Genomic DNA, 18,252 nt, shown 5'->3' on the forward strand with positions numbered 1-18,252 from the left:
TATAAACCTGGTCAGTTTCTTTTTGGGGCAAACTATCCAGCGGCCCAGCTATCCAACTATCTAACGGCCTGACCCAACACCCCAACTACCCAATCAACGGACCGGCATTGCGCACATCCGCACGGAAGGTGACCCCACCTGCGGCTATGACGCGTTCGCGCTCGATGAGGATTGAACGGAGCGTCGATAAGCGAACTGCATGCGACGATTCCACCTCGTTCCACACCACCCGCGCGACATCAAGCCCCGTTGCGCGCAGCGAACGCTCACGATAGGTCTCCCGCGTGAGCAGCTCGGACTGGGCCGCGGGCGTCGGTGCGACCTCGCTCGCCGAATACTTGATGTGGCCGTCGAACTCCACCACAAGCAGCAGGTCGGGGACGTAAAAATCCACTCGGGCAAGAAAATGCGGCGCCGTGTGGCTGGTTCCGCGGGTCCAAATCTCGGCTTGTTCGTGGAATTTCAGGCCGAGCTCGAGAAGCGCCGCTTTGGTCAGAGCCTCACCGGGCGTTTCGCAGCGACCATGACAGACCGCAGACGCACGGTGAAACAGCTCCTGACCCCGCAAGCTAGGATAATGCGCTGGCATCTCCGCGAGCTGATCACGCGTGACGCCATGCCGCAGCGCACCTTCGACGGCCAACACCGCCGCCCGCCACGACACGGATTCCTGCCCCTTCTGTCTGAGTCGGACCCGACACTCATCGAAAGCCGCACGCGCGAGCACCGCCACCCGCCGGTCCGCGAGCCCCTGCGTGTGATCCAGATGGATCTCCGACCGCAGGCGCATACAATAGTCGATGCCGTGGAACTTCTGGCTCCCACCCACGACCACGATCTTCGCGTCGCGCACCAGCACCCACGAGCCATGCAAGGCCAGCGCTGCAGCTCCCGAAATAACGCCTGACGACGTCTCGGAGACCACCGCCAACGCAGTAATAGCCAGGCGTTTTTCGCGGTGGAGTCCCTCCCACGAGTGTGCGACTACATAGTGGCCTCGGCAAAGCCGCTCCAGATAACCGGCCCGCGCTTGCCTTGCGACCTCGCGGTACCCGTCCCCCGGCTGGTTCTCCGGCCTAATGATTCCATACTGGTCCGCCACCAGTTGCTTGCGTTTCTTATTGCTCACTTCTCCCCGCCCCGTGGTTAATGTGCTCCTTATTTAATAAGGCGCGAAAAGCACCCTCCCGGTTCCATCCCTTTCCGCTGGGCACCCTACCGGGGGAGAAACTTTGGGAAGTGTGTGGTTTACGTGGTTTATGGGACCCATGTGACCGTGCCCAACGACCCTTCCGATTGGGCACCCAAGTTACTGACCAGGTTTATAGCAGTATCGTCGCAAAGTTTTTGCTTAAAGTGCCATAAACCTGGTCACTTTCTCCGTGGGTGAGCGCACCCGCTAGTCTTGAGGCATGACTGAATCGGCGCGCGAGGAGCGCAATGCGACTGGGACCTCTTCTCATACGAAGAGGAGGCGGCGGAATCGTCGTCGTTCTCAACGCGCGTCGGGAGCTGGACAGCGCCAGGGCCAGCACAATCCGCAGCACCGAACCGACCCGGCTGCAACCGCCGCAACCACACCGGCCACAGCCGAGACCGCCGCAACAAAGGCCGCTGACGAGCACAAACAGTTCTCGTCGGCGGAGGACGCTCCCTACGCAATCGTGTCCATCCAGGCCACGGGCATCCATCCCAAGACGTCTCGGCTGGTCAGCCTGGGAGTGTCCACCGCCGACAGCAGCGGCAACATCGTGGACACCTGGCATGTCGTCATCAATCCCACCGAAGATCCCGGCCCGACACACCTCCACGGCCTCGAGCCCGCGGACTTCGAGGGGGCGCCGAAGTTCGGGGTGATCCAGGCCAAGCTCGCGCACGCGCTCGATGGGCGCACGTTGGTTGCTCATAATGCACCGCTGGTCTGGGGTTTTATAGTCGCCGAGGCCAAGAGGGCCCGTCGTCAAGCGAATCGTGAGCGGTCCGCACGGAACAAGCGGGGGCGTCGTCGTACGCGTACTCGCGTCGCGCGGATTCCGGCGCCCGCGCGGATTGCCGATACGTTGGAAACGGCGCGTCGCCAGGGCAAACGGCTTGACGACGCTCGCCTGCGCGCCGTCGCGCGCGCCTACGGCCTCGATGTGCCTTCACCCGAGGCATCGATTGCCGGCATCTCGGTGCCAGAGCGGGTGCGGACGTTGGATGATGTCACCACTACGCTTGCGCTGTTCCGCGCACAGGGTGGATTGGACGAGGGCGCAACCCTGAACATGTACACGCCCGACCAGCTGCGCGAGGACATTGTGGGCCTGCAGCGCTCGGCAGTGCGTGTCGACGCGATGGAGGCGCCGCGCCCCGTGGAGAACCCCGGCCGCTATACACCAGGGCGGAAGCTCGCTGCGGGCATGGAGTTCGTCGTGGCACCAGAGGTGTCGCTGGACCCGGATGATTTGATTGCGGCGGGCGTGCGGGCTGGGCTGGCGTACTCGGAGAAGGTCACGCGAGAGTCGTCGGTGCTGGTGTGTAACCGGCCTGCGGATGTGACGCCGGATCAACTGACTGGCAAGGCCATGCATGCCCACCGGAAGGACATTCCGATTGTTTCCGATGAGGCATTTTTGCGGCTGGTCGGAGAGATGGAGAAGTAGGGCTAGGGCTTGTCGCCAGCGCATTCGTTCTACGAATTATTCACAGTAAAATACACAGTTATGAAAGAAGGCACTTCACATAACGGCGTAAGTGACCACCGTCGCGATCGCGCAAGCTCCCCGAGCCTGCGTGCTCGGTTTGCGACTGCCGCCGCCCACGCCGCCACCTGGGCCTCCCGGAAGTCCGGCCGCGGCGCGGGTGGGATGATTGGTGGCCTGATTGCGCAGAAGATTGACCCGCGCATTCTGGCTTCCCTCGGCAAGGGACGCCCGGCCGCGATCATCACTGGCACCAACGGCAAGTCCACCACCACCCGCATGTTCGCGGCCGCCATGCGCGCCGCTGGCCACAACGTGGCCACCAACGAGGGCGGCGACAACATGGACGCGGGTATTATCTCCGCGCTGCTCGCCACTCCCGATGCGGACAGCCTGGTCCTGGAGGTCGATGAGCTGCACGTCCCGCACATCGCAGAGGATCTGAAACCACAGGTCCTGGTGCTGCTGAACCTGTCCCGCGACCAGCTCGACCGCGTCGGCGAGATTAACAAGATTGAGGCCACACTCCGCGCTGCGGTGGACGCTAACCCGCAGGCGACGGTCATCGCCAACTGCGACGACCCACTCATCGCGTCGGCTGCATGGGATGCCAAGAAGGTTATTTGGGTCTCCGCGGGCGGTGGCTGGACCAACGATGCCACCTCTTCCCCGCGCACCGGCGGCCCCATCATCCAGGACGGGCACAACTGGTATGCCGTGAAGCCACTCCCGGATGGCTCGGAGTTCAAACGCCCAGAGCCGGACTACCGCATCACAGCCGAGGGCGTCATCACGCCTGCTGGCGACACCCTTCCCATGAACCTCACGCTGCCGGGTAACGCCAACCGTGGCAACGCCACCTTGGCGATCGCGGGCGCTGTCGATATGGGTGCGGACCTGGAGAAATCCCTCCGCGCCACCGAAACCGTCGACAACGTCGCGGGCCGCTACTCCACCATGATTGTGCGAGATGACAAGGGCGCCGAGAAGCACGTGCGCATGCTGCTGGCCAAGAACCCGGCCGGCTGGCAAGAGGCGCTGTCCATGGTCGACCGCACTGCGGATGCAGTGGTCATCGCGGTCAACGGTCACGTCGCTGACGGCGAGGACCTGTCCTGGCTGTGGGATGTCCGCTTCGAGGACTTCGACGGCATGGATGTGTTATCCGCGGGCGAACGCGGAACTGACCTCGCGGTGCGGTTGCTGTATGCGGGCATTGATGCGAGGTTGGTCGCAAATCCGCTGCAGGCGATCCGGTCGTGTGAGGCGCGGGGGTCGTCGTCAAGCGTCACCCGAGTTGAGGTGCTGGCGAACTACACCGCCTTCCGCGATCTGAAGCGCGACATCGAACGAGCACAGGAGGAAAAGTAAATGAGCGAGCTATCTATCGGTCTGATCCTCCCGGACGTGCTGGGCACCTACGGCGATGATGGAAATGCGCTGGTGCTGCGGCAACGCGCGCGGATGCGTGGGATTGACGCCGAGATCGTCCCGATTAAGCTGGGCGATTCCGTACCCACCAACCTGGACATTTACACCGTCGGTGGCGGCGAGGACGTCGCGCAGACCATCGCGGTGGAGCACCTGATTAACGACGGCGGCATCAAGAAGGCAGCCGATGCCGGCAAGCAGATCCTCGCAATTTGCGCAGGCTTCCAGATCTTCGGCAATTCTTTCCGCGCGGGCGGACGCGACGTCGCAGGTCTCGGTCTTGTCGACTGCACCACCGATTCGCTGCCCACGCGCGCAATCGGCGAAATCTGCACGCTCGTCGATCCCACGAACGGTTTGCTTGACGACGTCGACGCCAGCCCGCTGACTGGCTTCGAAAACCACATGGGTCGCACGACCCTGGGAGCCGATGCGAAGCCGCTTGGTCGGGTTGTCCGTGGCGTGGGCAACTCCGGCCCTGAGGTAGAGCAGGCGGACTCCGGGATTGCTCCGGGAGTAGACGTTGCTGCACTTAACCCCGCCGGTGGCGTCGAGGGCGCGGTGCAGGGCTCGATTATCTGTACCTACCTGCACGGACCTGTGTTGGCCCGCAATCCGCAGCTGGCCGACCTGATGCTGGCCCGCGCGACCGACCAGGACCTGTCGAGCCTGGCTCCTCTGGACCTTGAGGTCGTGGATAAGCTGCGCGAAGAGCGCATCCTGTCCAAGCCGCGTCCGAAGAGCGAGCGCTAGTTTTTGTGGTTTCGCGCGACCGGCCGAGCTGACTGGTCAGCGGCCGGTTGGCGGGCCTAGACCTTCAGCCGGCCCGTCAGCGCGCGGGACAAGGTGAGTTCATCGACGAACTCCAAGTCACCGCCGAGCGGCATGCCGGAGGCCAACCGAGTGACCTCGAGATCCGGGAAGTCCCGGAGCAGCCGGGCCAAATAGGTCGCGGTTGCTTCGCCCTCGGTGTTGGGGTCAGTCGCGATGATGACCTCGTGGATTTCGGGGGGCTCGGTCTCGTCGACGTCGTCAAGCACGCCGGCGATACGTTGCAGCAGCGTGCGGATATTGAGCTCGTTCGGACCGATGCCGCCGAGCGGATCGAGCGCCCCGCCGAGCACGTGGTAGCGACCGTTGTACTCCCCCGTGCGCTCGATGGCCTGGATATCGCGCGCCTCTTCAACGACGCACACCAGACCACGGTCGCGGCGTGTGTCCGAGCAGTACTGGCACACGTCGCTTTCCGAGATGTTGCCGCAGACCCGGCAGAATTGCACACCCTCGCGCACCCGCCCCAGCGCGGATTGGAGTCGCCCGATGTCCTCCGGCTCCGCCTTCATCAAGTAGAAAGCGATACGCTGAGCTGACTTCGGGCCGATGCCCGGCAGGCGCGAGAACTCATCAATGAGATCTTGGAGTGGTCCCTCGAACAATGATAATTACCTACAATTACTGGTCTGAAAAGCTAATTTAGAAACCGAGGCCACCGAGACCGTCGAAGCCCTGGGACAGCGGGCCCATCTTCTGCTCTGCCAGCGACTGCACCTTAGCGGTAGCGTCCTGGAAAGCTGCGAGGACCAGGTCCTGCAGCCCGTCGACATCCTCCGGGTCTACGACCTTCGGATCAATGGCGATGTCCGTGACCTCGCCCGAGCCCTGCATAGTCACCTTGACCAGACCGCCACCGGCCTCACCGACGATGGTGGAGGCGACGATCTCCTGCTGTGCTGCCTGCAGCTGCGCCTGCATCTGCTGTGCCTGCTGCAGAATTGCGTTCATATCTGGCTGAGTCATAACTAACTTTCCTAACTATTGTGCTTTTTACGTGCTGATTTATAGTTACGCGCACGCTTAAAGGCTCATCGCCCTTGCTTTACGACGCGCATCGCCGCCCCATTCTAACGGCTCTAACGGTCATTGAGCGGTTTGGCTCCCAGCTCCTTTTCCAGCATCTCCATGACCACGTCCTTTAACGAACGGTGATCGAGCGACCCGACCTCGTTCGCGGCCTCGAAATACTCGGAGGTGTCCTCTTCGTAGTTGTTGTCCTGCGGGTTTTGGGAAACCGGGTTGTAGGTGGTGTTGGCGTTGGACGGGGTGTGCAAGCCGTAGCCCCCTGCGCCCTCTGCGCCCTCTGGTGGAGCGAACTCCTCCATCGGTTCTGGCGGCAGCGGGACGCCGCCGAAGCCCGAATCCTGATTGGCCTGAGCTTGGGCATTTGCCTGGGCGTTGGCCTGCGCCGCGCGCAGGAACGACTGCGGCTGCGGCTGGTTTGGCTGCTGTTGCGGCTGTTGATGGACCGAGTTCGGGTTCGGCTGAGTCGGTTGGCTTGGCTGAGCTGGTTGATTTGGCTGGCTTTGCTGATGTGGCTGCGCTGGCTGGTCGTGACCTGCCTGGTGCCCCATCGCAGCACGCTTGGCAGCCTCGATTTTTGCGCGGCGCTCAGCAACAGACGCGTAGGCCGACGATCGCTGCGGGCGCGGTGCTGGCTCTGACTGCGTCTGCTGTTCCCGCTGCTCAGATGTCTCTGGTTGCGCTGGCGCTGCTGGTGTCGGTGCAGGGGCGGTGTCGTTCGGCGAGGACGAACCTCTTGACGACGAATCATCCTCCCCAGCAACACCACTCGTAGCTGTTGACCGCGGTGCGCGCGGGCGCGTACCGACGACACAGTGCACCTGACCATTGAAGCCCGTCACCTGCTTCACGGCAGCGGACAGTGCCTGTGCGTAATCCGGTGTGTTTAGCCTGGTAGCGAGCGCTCCTGTGCTGTGCCCGATGATGAGCCTGTCATTTTCGACATCGAGTGGCACTGCCTGTTCAGCTAGCACGCGAATGGGGAACGCGTGCGGGCCGTCAACAGCTGCAAGGATGTCCTGCCAGCGCTCGCGGATTTGCTCGATACGAGCGGGTGCAGGTTCGGGCTCCGGCTGCGATTCTGGTTCCGGCTTGTGAACTGGCTGTTCAGGCTGCTCGGGCTGGGCGGCCTGAGTTGGCCGTGCCGACTCGGCTGATTGCTCGGGCTGGGTTGGCTGTTCAGACTGTGCGGCCTGAGTCGGCTGGGTTGGCTGTTCAGAGTGCGTTGGCGAGGAAGAGACAACTGGCTCCTCCTCGACAATCGACATCGAGCCGCCTTCACCCTCACGCTCACGAGTCTGCTGCTCACGCTCCTGTGCAAGCTGCGCCCGAGTCTGCTGCTCGCTAATCCGGGCATGCTCCGCCATCTTCCGACGGAACTCACGAATCTTCTCTGCCTGAGCCTCTTCCTCGGACAACGGCTGCTCAGCCGATTCCGGCTGCTGCAGTTGTTCGGTCTGCTGTGACTGCTCAACTGATTCGGCCGGCGTAGCCTGCGTAGGCTGCTCAGGCTGCTCAGCGGGCGCAGTAGGTGCTTCTGGTGCAGGCTTCGGCTCAGTTACCGACTCCTGCGACACCGCTGCCGCTGGCGCCGATTGCTGCTCAACGGGTTCCGACTGAACCTTAGGCTGCGGTTCCGGCTGGGGTTCTGGCTGTGCCTGGGACGGCACATGCGCTGCTTGCTCAGTACGTCCGCGCTGAGTGACCGAAACCGACTGCGCACCCTTCTTCCGCTGGGCATTCCGCTGACGCCATGCCTCCCGAGCCGACTGGCCAGACTGCATCGGCGACGCTTCAGCCGCACCCGCATCGGAAGACACCGGTGCCGCTGCGGGCGTTGCAGCCCCCGAACCGTCGGCAAGCGCGGGCCTGCCGTGCTCCAATGCTTCTACGCGCTGCAGCAGCGACTCCACGGAGTCTTCGGTGGCGGGCAGGAGCATGCGCGCACAGAGAACCTCGAGCAGCAAACGCGGCGACGTCACGCCGCGGAAGTGCCGCAGACCATCAGAGAGCACCTGCGTGAAGCGCGTCAGGGTAGCCGGAGGAATCTTTCCGGCCTGCTCCAGCACACCGTCGATTTGGCTCTCCGGAATCTCCACAAGACCCTGCTCCAGCGCATTCGGCACCGCCGAGAGCACCAGCAAATCACGCACCCGTCCAAGGAGATCCGAGGCAAACCGCGCCGGATCCTGACCCGACATAATCACACGCCCGACCACACTAAACATGGCCGCGCGATCACCAGCTGCCAGCGCCTCGATCGCATCCGTGATAATCACGCTGTCAGTGACACCGAGAATGGCCGCAGAAGTTTCATAATCCACGCCATCGGTGCCAGAGCCAGCGATCAACTGATCCATAATCGACAGCGAATCACGCGGCGAACCACCACCGGCCTGGATGACCAGCGGATACACGTCCGGGTCCACCTGCACGCCCTCGGCCGTCACCACACGTTCAAGCAACCCGCGCATATCCGGCGGAGTCAGCAACCGGAACGGGTAGTGATGCGTACGGGAGCGAATCGTCGGCAGCACACGCTCCGGCTCCGTGGTCGCAAAAATGAAGATGAGGTGCTCCGGCGGCTCCTCCACAATCTTCAACAGCGCATTGAAACCCGAGGCGGTAATCATATGCGCCTCATCAATAATGAAGATGCGGTAGCGCGACTCCGCCGGCTGGAAGATAGCCTTTTCCCGCAGCTCACGCATATCTTCCACACCATTGTGCGAAGCCGCGTCCAGCTCAATAACGTCCAAATTGCCCGGGCCACCCGGCGCCAACGCACGACACGACGCACACTGACCACACGGTGTGGCCGTCGGCCCCTCCGCACAGTTCAAACTGCGCGCCATAATGCGCGCCGACGAGGTCTTGCCACAGCCACGCGGCCCGGAAAACAAATACGCATGGTTAATGCGGTTGGGACGCCCCTGCGCATCCCGAGATTCCAACGCCGCCGACAGCGGGTCAGTTACGTGCCGCTGCCCCACCACTTCGGCGAACGATGCCGGACGATACTTCCTATACAGAGCCACGTGCTCAGCCTACCTTCCACCCCGGATCGGCTAGTTCGAACCCTCCTGGGAAACAACCGACTCACGGCACCAATCCCGCAGGTCAGCATCCACTTCGGCCAACTTCTGCATCAGCGCCTGCGGACCCTGCTGCTCATAAAACTCCAGCTCCGCATCCGTGATCGGCACCAGCTGCGTCATCGTGGTCATGCGCCCCTGCGGGGACTCCACATCGCCCTCATGCAGGCTGATTTTGCCCGGCATCTCGGACACATTCGGCACCCCGTCGCTCCACACGTACGGTACCGTGCACAGCACGTGCACCACGGTAAAGGCAGTGCTTGACGACGACTCCCCTACCTCGGCAACCCGATCGGACACCAGCCGCACCGCATTCGGGATGACACGGCCCGGAATTGGCGAGAGAAACTCCGGCTCTTCCTCCACCAGCGCTCCCGCGGCCGCGACCATGGTGGCCACGGGAAAGTCCGCGTAGGCGACGGCGAAAAGTTCCACACGGATATCGGTCTCCGCTGCGCCGGTCAGGCCACAGTAGTTGCGACCCAACTCCACCGTGGCGGCTGCCGTTTCCGGACGACGCTCGTTCGCTTGGCACTCCGGCTCGTCGTAAAGCGAGAACTCAGCGACCCGAAGCGGTGCCGAATCGTGTTCCTGCCCGTGCCGACCACTGGCCGGCAGCTCCGTCACATACTCGCCGACCTGGGGGTCTCCGGGGAAAAGCCCGGAGACCCAAAACTTCGTCTCTTCGAAGTTCATACAGTCCTATCCCGACCTACCTGGCTTGCTTGGCCTAGGCAGTCGCCTTCTCGGCGGCGGCGAGCAGCACACAGGTAGCGACGCCGTTCATAGCGACCTCGAGCTCCTCCATCGGAGGCAGCGACGGTGCCAGACGGATGTTGCGGTCATTCGGATCCTGCTTCAGCGGGAAGGAAGAACCAGAACCGGTTAGCGCAATACCGGCCTCCTTAGCCAGCTCCACCACGCGACGAGCGGTGCCATCAACCACGTCGAGGTTGATGAAGTAACCGCCGGTCGGCTTCGACCACTCTGCCACGCCGTACTCCGTCAGGCGCTCATCCAGAATCTGCAGAACCTTCTCAAACTTCGGAGCCAGCGACCCGGCATGACGGCGCATCTGCTCGCGCACACCCTCCGCGTCACCGAAGAACTTGGCGTGAGCCAGCTGGTTGACCTTGTTCGGGCCAATGCCGCGGATACCAGCGTGCTTGAGGTAATCCTCCAAGTTGGCATCCGAAGAAGCGTAGAAAGCAACGCCGGCACCAGCGAAGGTGATCTTCGAGGTCGAGCCGAATGCCCACACGCGGTTCGGATTGCCCGCCTCTTCCGCCCACTTAATGACGTTGTGAATCTCCGGGAACTCATCCGTCAGCGTGTGAACCATGTAGGCGTTATCCCACATCAGACGGAAATCCGGAGCAGCGGTTTCCATTTCAACCAGACGACGGCAGACCTCAGCGCTGTAGGTCACGCCCGTCGGGTTCGAGAACATCGGGACATTCCACATGCCCTTAATCTGCGGGTCAGAGGCAACCAGCTTCTCCACGACATCCATATCCGGACCGTCTTCGTTCAGCGGCACCTGGATCATCTCAATGCCGAAGTGCTGCGTAATGGAAAAGTGACGGTCATACCCCGGAACCGGGCACAGCCACTTAAGCACCGGCTCCTCGTTCCACGGGCGTTCCGAGTCGACGTTGCCGAACTGCATGGCCCACGAAATCAGGTCAAACTCGATGTTCAGGCTGGAAGCATCCTGTGCCAGGACGTTTTCCACCGGCAGATCCATCAGTTCCGCCCAGATAGCGCGGATATCAGTAATACCCTTGGCGTTGCCGTAATTGCGGACGTCCTCCCCAGAAACCGAAATGTAATCCGGCGCCGGGAGACCCAGCAGGGCATTCGCGAAATCAAGCTGCTCCGACGACGGCTTACCGCGAGTCAAATTCAGTGCGAGGTTACGGGACTTCAGTTCCTCATATGCCTTCGCAAACTCATCCTTGTGTGCCGCCAACTGCTGAACATCAAAGGAATCCACGGCCATGGTGTACGCACCCTCCCAGGTATCGGACATAAGTTAAAACCTGACAAACCTGGCACGGAAAACCTTTTCCCCGCGCCGCATCTGGCTTTGCAACTAAGTGTAAGGCATACTCCGGATTGGGATTTCTACAACTTCCCCGACAGAGCATCCAGACGCTGCTTACTCGGCCCCTCCAAGCCGATAATTTCCACCTCTTTGCCCCGGTCAGCAAACTTGACCCGCACCGAATCCAATGCCGCCACCGTGGAAGCATCCCAAATTTCGGCCTCCGACATGTCGATCACAATGCGCTGCGCAGGGTCGGTGTAGTCGAACTGGTACACCAGGTCGTTACTGGAGGCGAAGAACAGCTGACCCCGCACCTTGTACGTCCGGGAGTGGGCGCTGGGGTCGTCGTCAAGCACTTCGATCCTGACCAGGTGAGCGACACGGCGCGCGAACATCAGCGACGCCACGACCACACCCGAAACTACGCCGATGGCGAGGTTATCCGTCGCCAGCGTGGCGATGACCGTCACCAGCATCACCACCGTCTCCGAACGCGGCATCAGGCGCAATGTCCGCGGGGAAATCGAGCGCCAATCGACCGTGTCCACCGACACCACGACCATCACCGCAACCAGCGCCGCCATCGGAATCGCACCGACTGCGGAACTGAGCAGAAGGACCAGAATGAGCAGGAAGACGCCGGAAAAGAGCGTCGTCAAGCGAGTGCGTCCCGACGATTCCTTCACACCCACCATCGTCTGACCAATCATCGCGCAGCCAGCGATACCGCCGAAGAAACCGCCCGCGATATTCGCGACACCGAGTCCCCACGTCTCACGGGTCTTGTCCGAATGCGTGTCGGTGATGTCGTCCACGAGCTTCGCCGTCATCAGCGATTCCATGATGCCGACAATCGCCACGCCCACCGCATACGGCGCAATCAGCTGCAGAGTCTCCCAGGTCAGGGGCACATTCGGAATCAGCAGCTGCGGGAGAGATTCCGGGAGCTCACCCATATCGCTCACGTTCGGCACGCGCCAATCCGCCAACACCGCAACAAGCGTGACGACGAGCACAGTTACCAGCGGAGCCGGAATCGCGGTGAACACGCGGGGCAGGAACACCATAATTGCAATACCCAGAGCGACCAGCGGATACACCAGCCACGGCACATCGATGAGATGCTCCAGCTGCGCGGTGAAAATGAGGATGCCCAGCGCGTTGACAAAGCCAATCATGACCGCACGCGGAATGAAACGCTGCAGCTTAGCGATCCCCAACGCCGCAAAAGCAATCTGCAACACGCCCGCGAGCAACACCGTCGGGATGAGGTAATCCATCCCGTACGTCCGCGACAACGGCGCGACGACGAGCGCAACCGAACCAGCGGCAGCGGTAATCATGGCCGGGCGACCACCCGTGAAGGCAATCACGATGGCCATAATCACCGAGCTAAACAGCCCCACCGCCGGGTCCACGCCCGCCAAGATGGAAAACGAAATGACCTCGGGGATCAGCGCGAACGACACCGCTGCGCCAGCCAGCAGCTCGGTGCGCAGGCGCTTCGGTGAAGAAACTGCGAACCGGAAGGAATCCCACACGCCCATTGGCGCTGGGACTTCTCGGGCCTGTGGCTGTTGTGGTTCTGGAGTTTCTAGCGGTTCTCGTGTTGCCTGCGGTGGCACTCGCATGTCGTTGGCATCGCTCATACACAGTATTCTTCCAGACCAGCGAACGCGAAACGCGACCACTTGTGGCCAAGGTATTCACCTATCGATGCGCTGCAGCGTGGCCATAAGTGAATAGCTCATCGATAGGTGAAATGGCCTGGCCAATATCGCGGGGATAAGTGCCGAAAAACATCGATAGGTCACAGGAAACCGTCGACAAGTGCCCGAAACCTTGCCACAAGTGCCAGAAGAACGCCGGGGATAAAAAAAGGGGACCCCACGCACCCGTCAGAGCTCGCTGACCCTTGCTGCATTCCTGCCCTGGGGGAGTTCACGAGATGGACGCCACATGGGATCCGTGAAGACAGCCTACTACAGCTACGTACAAAAAGTCACACCACTGCCAGGCCAACAGTTTTAGTCTTGGTTCTTAGCCTTCAACGCCAAGTTCTCACCTGACTCAGAATCAAAGACATTCAACTTGTCCGTGTTGATGGCCAACGTAATCTTCTGACCTCGACGCACATTCGACTCCGCATCGACTCGAGCCACCAACATGGCATGCGGGTTATCCGCCAGGCCAGCCTCCTCAGCTGCGGCATGACCCTTCAAATCAATTTCCGGGAGTGGGAAGTGGATGAACTGCTCGGAGCCCATCGCCTCCAGGACGGACACCTCGACCTCGACCGTTGGTGCATCGCAATTGTCGTCGGTCAGGGCGGCGTCTTCGAAAGCCTCTGGTCGTAAGCCGACGATAGCCTTCCGGCCCGGGGCAAATTTTTCCGGGAGTGGCAGGTGGCCCAGGGCGGTGTCGACGCTGTGGCCGTCGTCAAGCACAGTGGCAGGCAGGAAGTTCATGGCGGGCGAGCCGATGAAGCCGGCGACGAAGACGTTGACCGGTCGGTGGTAGAGCTCTTGCGGAGCGCCAATTTGCTGGATAACGCCCTTTTTCAGCACGACGACGCGGTCGCCCAACGTCATGGCCTCAGTTTGATCGTGGGTGACGTAGACAGTGGTGGTGCTGAGGCGTTCCTGCAGCTGGGCAATTTCGGTGCGCATCTGGACGCGGAGCTTGGCGTCCAGGTTTGAGAGCGGCTCGTCCATGAGGAAGACCTTCGGTCGGCGGACGATGGCGCGGCCCATCGCCACGCGCTGACGCTGACCACCCGAGAGATGCGCGGGCTTGCGGTCGAGGAACTCCGTCAGATCGAGAATTTCGGCGGCCTCGTTGACCTTCTTCTCGATCTCCTTCTTCGGCAGTTTTGCCAGCTTGAGCGGGAAAGCGATGTTCTCGCGGACGTTCATGTGCGGGTACAGCGCGTAGGACTGAAACACCATGGCGATATCACGGTCCTTCGGAGCGACATCGTTCATGCGCTCGCCGTCGATGAGCAGGTCACCTTCGGAGATGTCCTCCAGCCCTGCAATCATGTTCAGCATCGTCGACTTACCGCAACCGGAGGGGCCGACGAGGATGATGAACTCGCCGTCGTCGATTTTGAGATTCGCGTCTTCCACACCGATGTGACCATCAGGAAAGCGCTTGTACACGTGCTTTAGTTCAATTTCAGCCATTTTTAGCTCTAACCTTCTTTAGCCCTTGACTGCGCCGGAGGTAAGACCAGCGACAATTCGACGTTGGAAAATAACCACAAAGATGACAATCGGAATGGTGATGACAATCGCGGCCGCCGCGATGGAACCGGTCGGCTCCTCGAACTGCGACGAGCCGGTGAAGTTCGCCATCGCCGCCGGTGCCGTACGTGCCGCCTCCGTCGAGGTCAACGACACCGCCAACAGGAAGTCATTCCACGCGAAGATGAACACCAGAATTGCAGCGGTGACAATTCCCGGAATCGCCAGCGGCGCCACCACCAGGCGGAATGCCTGGAAAGGGGTCGCGCCGTCCATTTGCGCCGCCTTCTCCAGCTCCCAGGGAATCTCCCGGAAGAAGGAGGACAGAATAAAGATCGCCATCGGAAGTGCGAAAGTGATGTACGGCAGAATCAGGCCCGGCCAGGTGTCGAACAGACCGAGCTTGCGCTCGATGTCGAACAGTGGGCTGACCAGGGAGACCTGCGGGAACATGGCGATTAGCAGCGAGACTCCCAAAATCACCGACTTGCCTGGAAACTCCAGGCGAGCGATTGCGTAGGCCGCCATCGTGCCGACAATTACCGCCAGCAGCGTTGTGATCAGCCCAATACCAATCGAGTTGATCAGCGCGCGGGTAAATTCACTGGTCTGGAAGATGCCGCGGTAGTTATCCAACGTCCAATTGCGCGGGATGAAGTGGCCATCGTGCAGATCGGTTGTCGGCTTGAACGACAAGCTGGCAATCCACAGCACCGGCACCAGCGCGTAAATGACCACCAAAGCGATGCCGATTGTCCATGCGACGCGTTGCTTCGGTGTCTTATCCGTGTTGTGCACTGCAATCGCCTCCTAATTATTCTTGCCCGTGGCCGCGCCTGGCGACGAGGCCCCGAAGCCCTTGACGAACACAATTGCAATCAGCGCCACGCACACGAAGATCAACACCGAAATTGCTGAACCAATACCCAGGTTGAACGCCTTAAACAGGTTGTTGTAACCCAGAATCGACACCGAACCAGTGCCATTATTGCCCTTGGTCAGAATGTAGATGTTGTCGAACACTCGGAAAGCATCCAGAGTGCGGAACAGCAGAGCCACCACAATCGATGGCTTCATCAGCGGCAACGTGATCCTGAAAAAGCGCTGCCAGAAACCCGCACCATCCAACTCGGCCGCCTTCAGCGCGTCGTCAGGCACCAGCGCCAGACCCGCAAGAAGCAGCAGCGCCATGAATGGAGTCGTCTTCCAAATTTCAGCGCCGATAATGATAAATATCGACGGCCATTGCTCCGTCAGCGGCGCGGTGCCGTCGGGAAGCAAATTAGCGAGATACCCCGTCCCCGGCGTCCACGCGTAATTCCACGAGTACGCCGCCGCCACCGTGACGATGCCGTACGGAATCAACACCACCGTGCGGATCAGGCCGCGGCCGAAAATCGCGCGGTACATCACCATCGCGATAGCCATGCCAAGCACCAGTTCAACCGCCACCGAAACCAGCGTGATAAACGCCGTCACGCCCAGCGCTTCCCACCAATAACTGCTGGTCAACACGGATGCGTAGTTCTGCAGGCCGATAAACTCGCGGTCATCGGGGAAACGCAGGTCATAGCGCTGCAGCGACAGCCAAATCGCGTACCCAATGGGGTACGCCGTCACCGCCAGCATCAAAATCAGCGCAGGAGCCACCAACAGCAGACCGAGGCGACGCTCGGCGCGGCGCCCGTCGGAAAGCGCAGACTTAGTTTTCGTAGATTTATCAGACATTTACGGCACCAGGCCTTCCGAGTTCACGGCCGCCTGAAGTTCCTCATCAAGCGTGCCGACCAGCGACTTCGCATCAACATCCTCCGGTGGACTAATGCGCGACGCCATCAAAATCGACAACGACTGGTACGCAGGGGACTTCGGGCGCGTCACCACACCGGCCGTGCGTGGCGACGGTAACAGCGCCCGCTCCTCCTGCGACAGCTCAGCCGAATCGGCTTCCTCCAACGTGTTCAACTGCTCGTAGATCTCGCGGTAGAACGGGTATTCCTCCTTGAATTCATCCGTGGCCTGCGTGTAAAGCTTCGCCAACGTCGGCGGCAGACCACCCTTCAACGCGTTGTTGAGCTGGTTTTGCTCATTGCGCAGGCAGTCGATGGCCTCGAAAGCGAGCTCCGGGTGCTTCGACGTCGACGGCACCGCAAGGTTAAGGCCACCAATCGTGACCTGCGCCGGTGTGCCCTCATCCATCGCCGGGTAGGTGGTCCAGGCCATGTCTTCGAAGACCTCCTTGGCCACCTGATTTCCCGACTCCGCCTTCTCCTTCGCACCGGCATAAACAAATGGGTAATTCACCTGCGCAAATGCATCGCCGCGGTCGAATGCCAGACGAGCCTGGTTCTCATCCGACTGCGAAATCGACGGGTCATGCCCCTTCGCCGTGGCCACGCGATGCATGGTGCTCAAGGCGCGCTCCGCGGCATCGTTATCCGCAATTGTGACCGACTGCCCATCCGGCGCGACTAGCTGACCGCCCGCCGACGCTGTCATCGAATTGAGCCACACCACCGAGCCCTCAAACTGGGCAGCCTGGACGCCAATCATCGACGGCTTGCCCTCATCGGCGAGCCTCTCCCCCGTCGCGATTAAGTCATCCCACGTCTTCGGCGGGCCATCTACCAGCGACTTTCGATACCACAGGAGCTGCGTATTCGTATTCAACGGAGCACCATAGAGCTGATCCTGCCACGTCGCCGTATCCAACGGACCCGACAGGGTACCCTCCGTAACGCGCTCGGCCATATCTTCCGGGAGTGGGAGCGCCCAGCCCGCCTCCGCAAACTCCGGAGTCCACGTCACATCAAGGCCCATTATGTCGAACGAGGAATCTCCGCCCACAATGCGACGAGCCAACTGAAGACGCTGATCATCCGTCTGCTTCGCCGAAATGTCATACTCCAGGCGATACTTCCCGCCCGACGCATCCGAGCACTTCTGCGCCGCCTGCGTATACTGATCCGAACCATCCGCCGGACCCATAATCCGCAGTACCGGCGCCGAATCCTGCTGAGCCTCCGAACCACAACCCGCCGCCAGCGTGGCGAGCGATACAGCCGACACCGCCGCGATGGCAGCTCGTAATTTCCGGCCAGAACCTAAAGAGCCGAAAGGAGCACCTGTACGGTCTCGACCGGCTCTTCGGATTCTCGGGCGCTTATTAAACATAATGACCACTCCGTGCTTCGACGTACAAAACTAACTGTACTCCGGAGTGGCGTATATGGCTGAAAACATAAGAAAACCCCCGGCGATAACCGGGGGTTTTCAATCTGCGGAGGATGTGGGATTTCGCCACTTTTTCGCTCCTCCGCTGGTGAGGGGCACTTATTCACCCGCTTACCATGTCGCGTGACAGCTTTTCGTGACAGTCTCAGTCCGTGACAGCCTAAAGCCAAAGGAAACCAACCCAACTATGGACACTCAGCCAACACTCACAGAACGGATCTATGAGGGGCTATCCAGCCTTCTCATGGCCGCAATGTTCCCAGGCGTACCAAGTCCCGGTGAGGGCGAACCAATCACCGATACTCACCTAGAGATCATCACAGACCAGATACTCAGCATTGACCGAAACGCGGGCGCCGATATTGCCGACGTATTCAATCGAGCCATGCGGGAACACATGGACGCTGAGTAACCCACTAGACCCGCCCGGCGCGCCGGGCTGATACCGGGGCGTAGGGGAAATTGTCGCGCGGTGCACCTATACCCCGCCCCTGCCGTGGTTTAGCCCGGTGCGCGTAGGCTCTAGCGTCTCGCTAGGCGATAGACGGTGTGCCCCGCCCAAAACTCTGCAAAACCCCTGTTCACAAATCACTTCTAAAGCGTTGAACGATAAGCGCACATACCTAAGTAGCCCCCAAGCGCTTAAAACGAGC

At 61.1% G+C, this 18,252-nt stretch carries 15 protein-coding genes and 1 other RNA gene; 4 read left to right on the top strand and 12 right to left on the bottom strand.

Going from position 1 to position 18,252, the window contains the following annotated elements:
* Nucleotides 1-85: 85 nt before the first annotated feature.
* Entirely contained in the window at nucleotides 86-1,129 is a 1,044-nt protein-coding gene (locus I6J19_RS02130) for a hypothetical protein (protein WP_038627361.1), read from the bottom strand.
* 283 nt (nucleotides 1,130-1,412) lie between these two features.
* Between I6J19_RS02130 and I6J19_RS02135 the strand changes: the two genes are divergently transcribed.
* Genes I6J19_RS02135 through I6J19_RS02145 form a run of 3 tightly spaced genes read left to right on the top strand, consistent with a single transcriptional unit; the run spans nucleotide 1,413 to nucleotide 4,868 of the window.
* Nucleotides 1,413-2,645, top strand: coding sequence for an exonuclease domain-containing protein (locus I6J19_RS02135; RefSeq protein ID WP_052155567.1), 1,233 nt, complete (start codon nucleotides 1,413-1,415; stop codon nucleotides 2,643-2,645).
* Nucleotides 2,646-2,705: 60 nt separating this feature from the next.
* Nucleotides 2,706-4,055 (top strand): MurT ligase domain-containing protein, encoded by a 1,350-nt coding sequence (locus tag I6J19_RS02140; protein WP_038627359.1) that lies wholly within the window; start codon nucleotides 2,706-2,708, stop codon nucleotides 4,053-4,055.
* Nucleotides 4,056-4,868, top strand: a complete 813-nt coding sequence (locus tag I6J19_RS02145; RefSeq protein ID WP_038627357.1) for a type 1 glutamine amidotransferase — start codon at nucleotides 4,056-4,058, stop codon at nucleotides 4,866-4,868.
* 56 nt (nucleotides 4,869-4,924) lie between these two features.
* Here I6J19_RS02145 and recR read toward each other — a convergent pair whose 3' ends face one another.
* The 11 genes from recR to I6J19_RS02200 form a co-directional block, all read right to left on the bottom strand.
* The gene (gene recR, locus I6J19_RS02150; protein WP_038627355.1) at nucleotides 4,925-5,551 is read right to left on the bottom strand and encodes a recombination mediator RecR; all 627 of its coding nucleotides are present in this window, start codon (nucleotides 5,549-5,551) and stop codon (nucleotides 4,925-4,927) included.
* Nucleotides 5,552-5,588: 37 nt separating this feature from the next.
* Nucleotides 5,589-5,912: a YbaB/EbfC family nucleoid-associated protein gene (locus I6J19_RS02155; protein ID WP_005511884.1), complete on the bottom strand. Its 324-nt coding sequence runs from the start codon at nucleotides 5,910-5,912 to the stop codon at nucleotides 5,589-5,591.
* 113 nt (nucleotides 5,913-6,025) lie between these two features.
* Nucleotides 6,026-9,010 carry a DNA polymerase III subunit gamma and tau gene (locus tag I6J19_RS02160; protein ID WP_038627353.1) on the bottom strand — a complete coding sequence of 995 codons (2,985 nt, stop codon included), beginning with the start codon at nucleotides 9,008-9,010 and terminating at the stop codon, nucleotides 6,026-6,028.
* A gap of 30 nt (nucleotides 9,011-9,040) precedes the next feature.
* Nucleotides 9,041-9,766: a suppressor of fused domain protein gene (locus tag I6J19_RS02165; protein WP_187402542.1), complete on the bottom strand. Its 726-nt coding sequence runs from the start codon at nucleotides 9,764-9,766 to the stop codon at nucleotides 9,041-9,043.
* 34 nt (nucleotides 9,767-9,800) lie between these two features.
* On the bottom strand, nucleotides 9,801-11,072 hold the full coding sequence (locus I6J19_RS02170; RefSeq protein WP_187402557.1) for an aspartate aminotransferase type Ic: 1,272 nt from the start codon (nucleotides 11,070-11,072) through the stop codon (nucleotides 9,801-9,803).
* A 125-nt stretch (nucleotides 11,073-11,197) separates the two neighbouring features.
* The gene (locus I6J19_RS02175) at nucleotides 11,198-12,667 is read right to left on the bottom strand and encodes a SulP family inorganic anion transporter (RefSeq protein WP_038627347.1); all 1,470 of its coding nucleotides are present in this window, start codon (nucleotides 12,665-12,667) and stop codon (nucleotides 11,198-11,200) included.
* Nucleotides 12,668-12,996: 329 nt separating this feature from the next.
* An RNA gene (gene ffs / locus I6J19_RS02180) (signal recognition particle sRNA small type) lies at nucleotides 12,997-13,091 on the bottom strand.
* Nucleotides 13,092-13,147: 56 nt separating this feature from the next.
* On the bottom strand, nucleotides 13,148-14,305 hold the full coding sequence (locus I6J19_RS02185; RefSeq protein ID WP_038627345.1) for an ABC transporter ATP-binding protein: 1,158 nt from the start codon (nucleotides 14,303-14,305) through the stop codon (nucleotides 13,148-13,150).
* 18 nt (nucleotides 14,306-14,323) lie between these two features.
* A complete protein-coding gene (locus tag I6J19_RS02190) occupies nucleotides 14,324-15,163 on the bottom strand; it encodes a carbohydrate ABC transporter permease (protein ID WP_167836000.1) in 840 nt (279 codons plus the stop codon).
* Between the two features lie 12 nt (nucleotides 15,164-15,175).
* Nucleotides 15,176-16,093, bottom strand: a complete 918-nt coding sequence (locus I6J19_RS02195) for a carbohydrate ABC transporter permease (RefSeq protein WP_038627341.1) — start codon at nucleotides 16,091-16,093, stop codon at nucleotides 15,176-15,178.
* Nucleotides 16,094-17,434, bottom strand: a complete 1,341-nt coding sequence (locus I6J19_RS02200) for an extracellular solute-binding protein (protein ID WP_239122793.1) — start codon at nucleotides 17,432-17,434, stop codon at nucleotides 16,094-16,096.
* Nucleotides 17,435-17,786: 352 nt separating this feature from the next.
* Between I6J19_RS02200 and I6J19_RS02205 the strand changes: the two genes are divergently transcribed.
* Nucleotides 17,787-18,011: a hypothetical protein gene (locus I6J19_RS02205; RefSeq protein WP_187402540.1), complete on the top strand. Its 225-nt coding sequence runs from the start codon at nucleotides 17,787-17,789 to the stop codon at nucleotides 18,009-18,011.
* The last annotated feature ends 241 nt before the right edge of the window (nucleotides 18,012-18,252 follow it).

This window comes from Corynebacterium amycolatum (assembly GCF_016889425.1).
Taxonomy (GTDB): Bacteria; Actinomycetota; Actinomycetes; order Mycobacteriales; family Mycobacteriaceae; genus Corynebacterium; species Corynebacterium amycolatum.

Coding starts and splice junctions, on each gene's coding strand:
- I6J19_RS02135 (WP_052155567.1), top strand. CDS start 1,413: ATGACTGAATCGGCGCGCGAGGAGCGCAATGCGACTGGGACCTCTTCT.
- I6J19_RS02140 (WP_038627359.1), top strand. CDS start 2,706: ATGAAAGAAGGCACTTCACATAACGGCGTAAGTGACCACCGTCGCGAT.
- I6J19_RS02145 (WP_038627357.1), top strand. CDS start 4,056: ATGAGCGAGCTATCTATCGGTCTGATCCTCCCGGACGTGCTGGGCACC.
- I6J19_RS02155 (WP_005511884.1), bottom strand. CDS start 5,912: ATGACTCAGCCAGATATGAACGCAATTCTGCAGCAGGCACAGCAGATG.
- I6J19_RS02165 (WP_187402542.1), bottom strand. CDS start 9,766: ATGAACTTCGAAGAGACGAAGTTTTGGGTCTCCGGGCTTTTCCCCGGA.
- I6J19_RS02170 (WP_187402557.1), bottom strand. CDS start 11,072: ATGGCCGTGGATTCCTTTGATGTTCAGCAGTTGGCGGCACACAAGGAT.
- I6J19_RS02175 (WP_038627347.1), bottom strand. CDS start 12,667: ATGGGCGTGTGGGATTCCTTCCGGTTCGCAGTTTCTTCACCGAAGCGC.
- I6J19_RS02185 (WP_038627345.1), bottom strand. CDS start 14,305: ATGGCTGAAATTGAACTAAAGCACGTGTACAAGCGCTTTCCTGATGGT.
- I6J19_RS02195 (WP_038627341.1), bottom strand. CDS start 16,093: ATGTCTGATAAATCTACGAAAACTAAGTCTGCGCTTTCCGACGGGCGC.
- I6J19_RS02205 (WP_187402540.1), top strand. CDS start 17,787: ATGGACACTCAGCCAACACTCACAGAACGGATCTATGAGGGGCTATCC.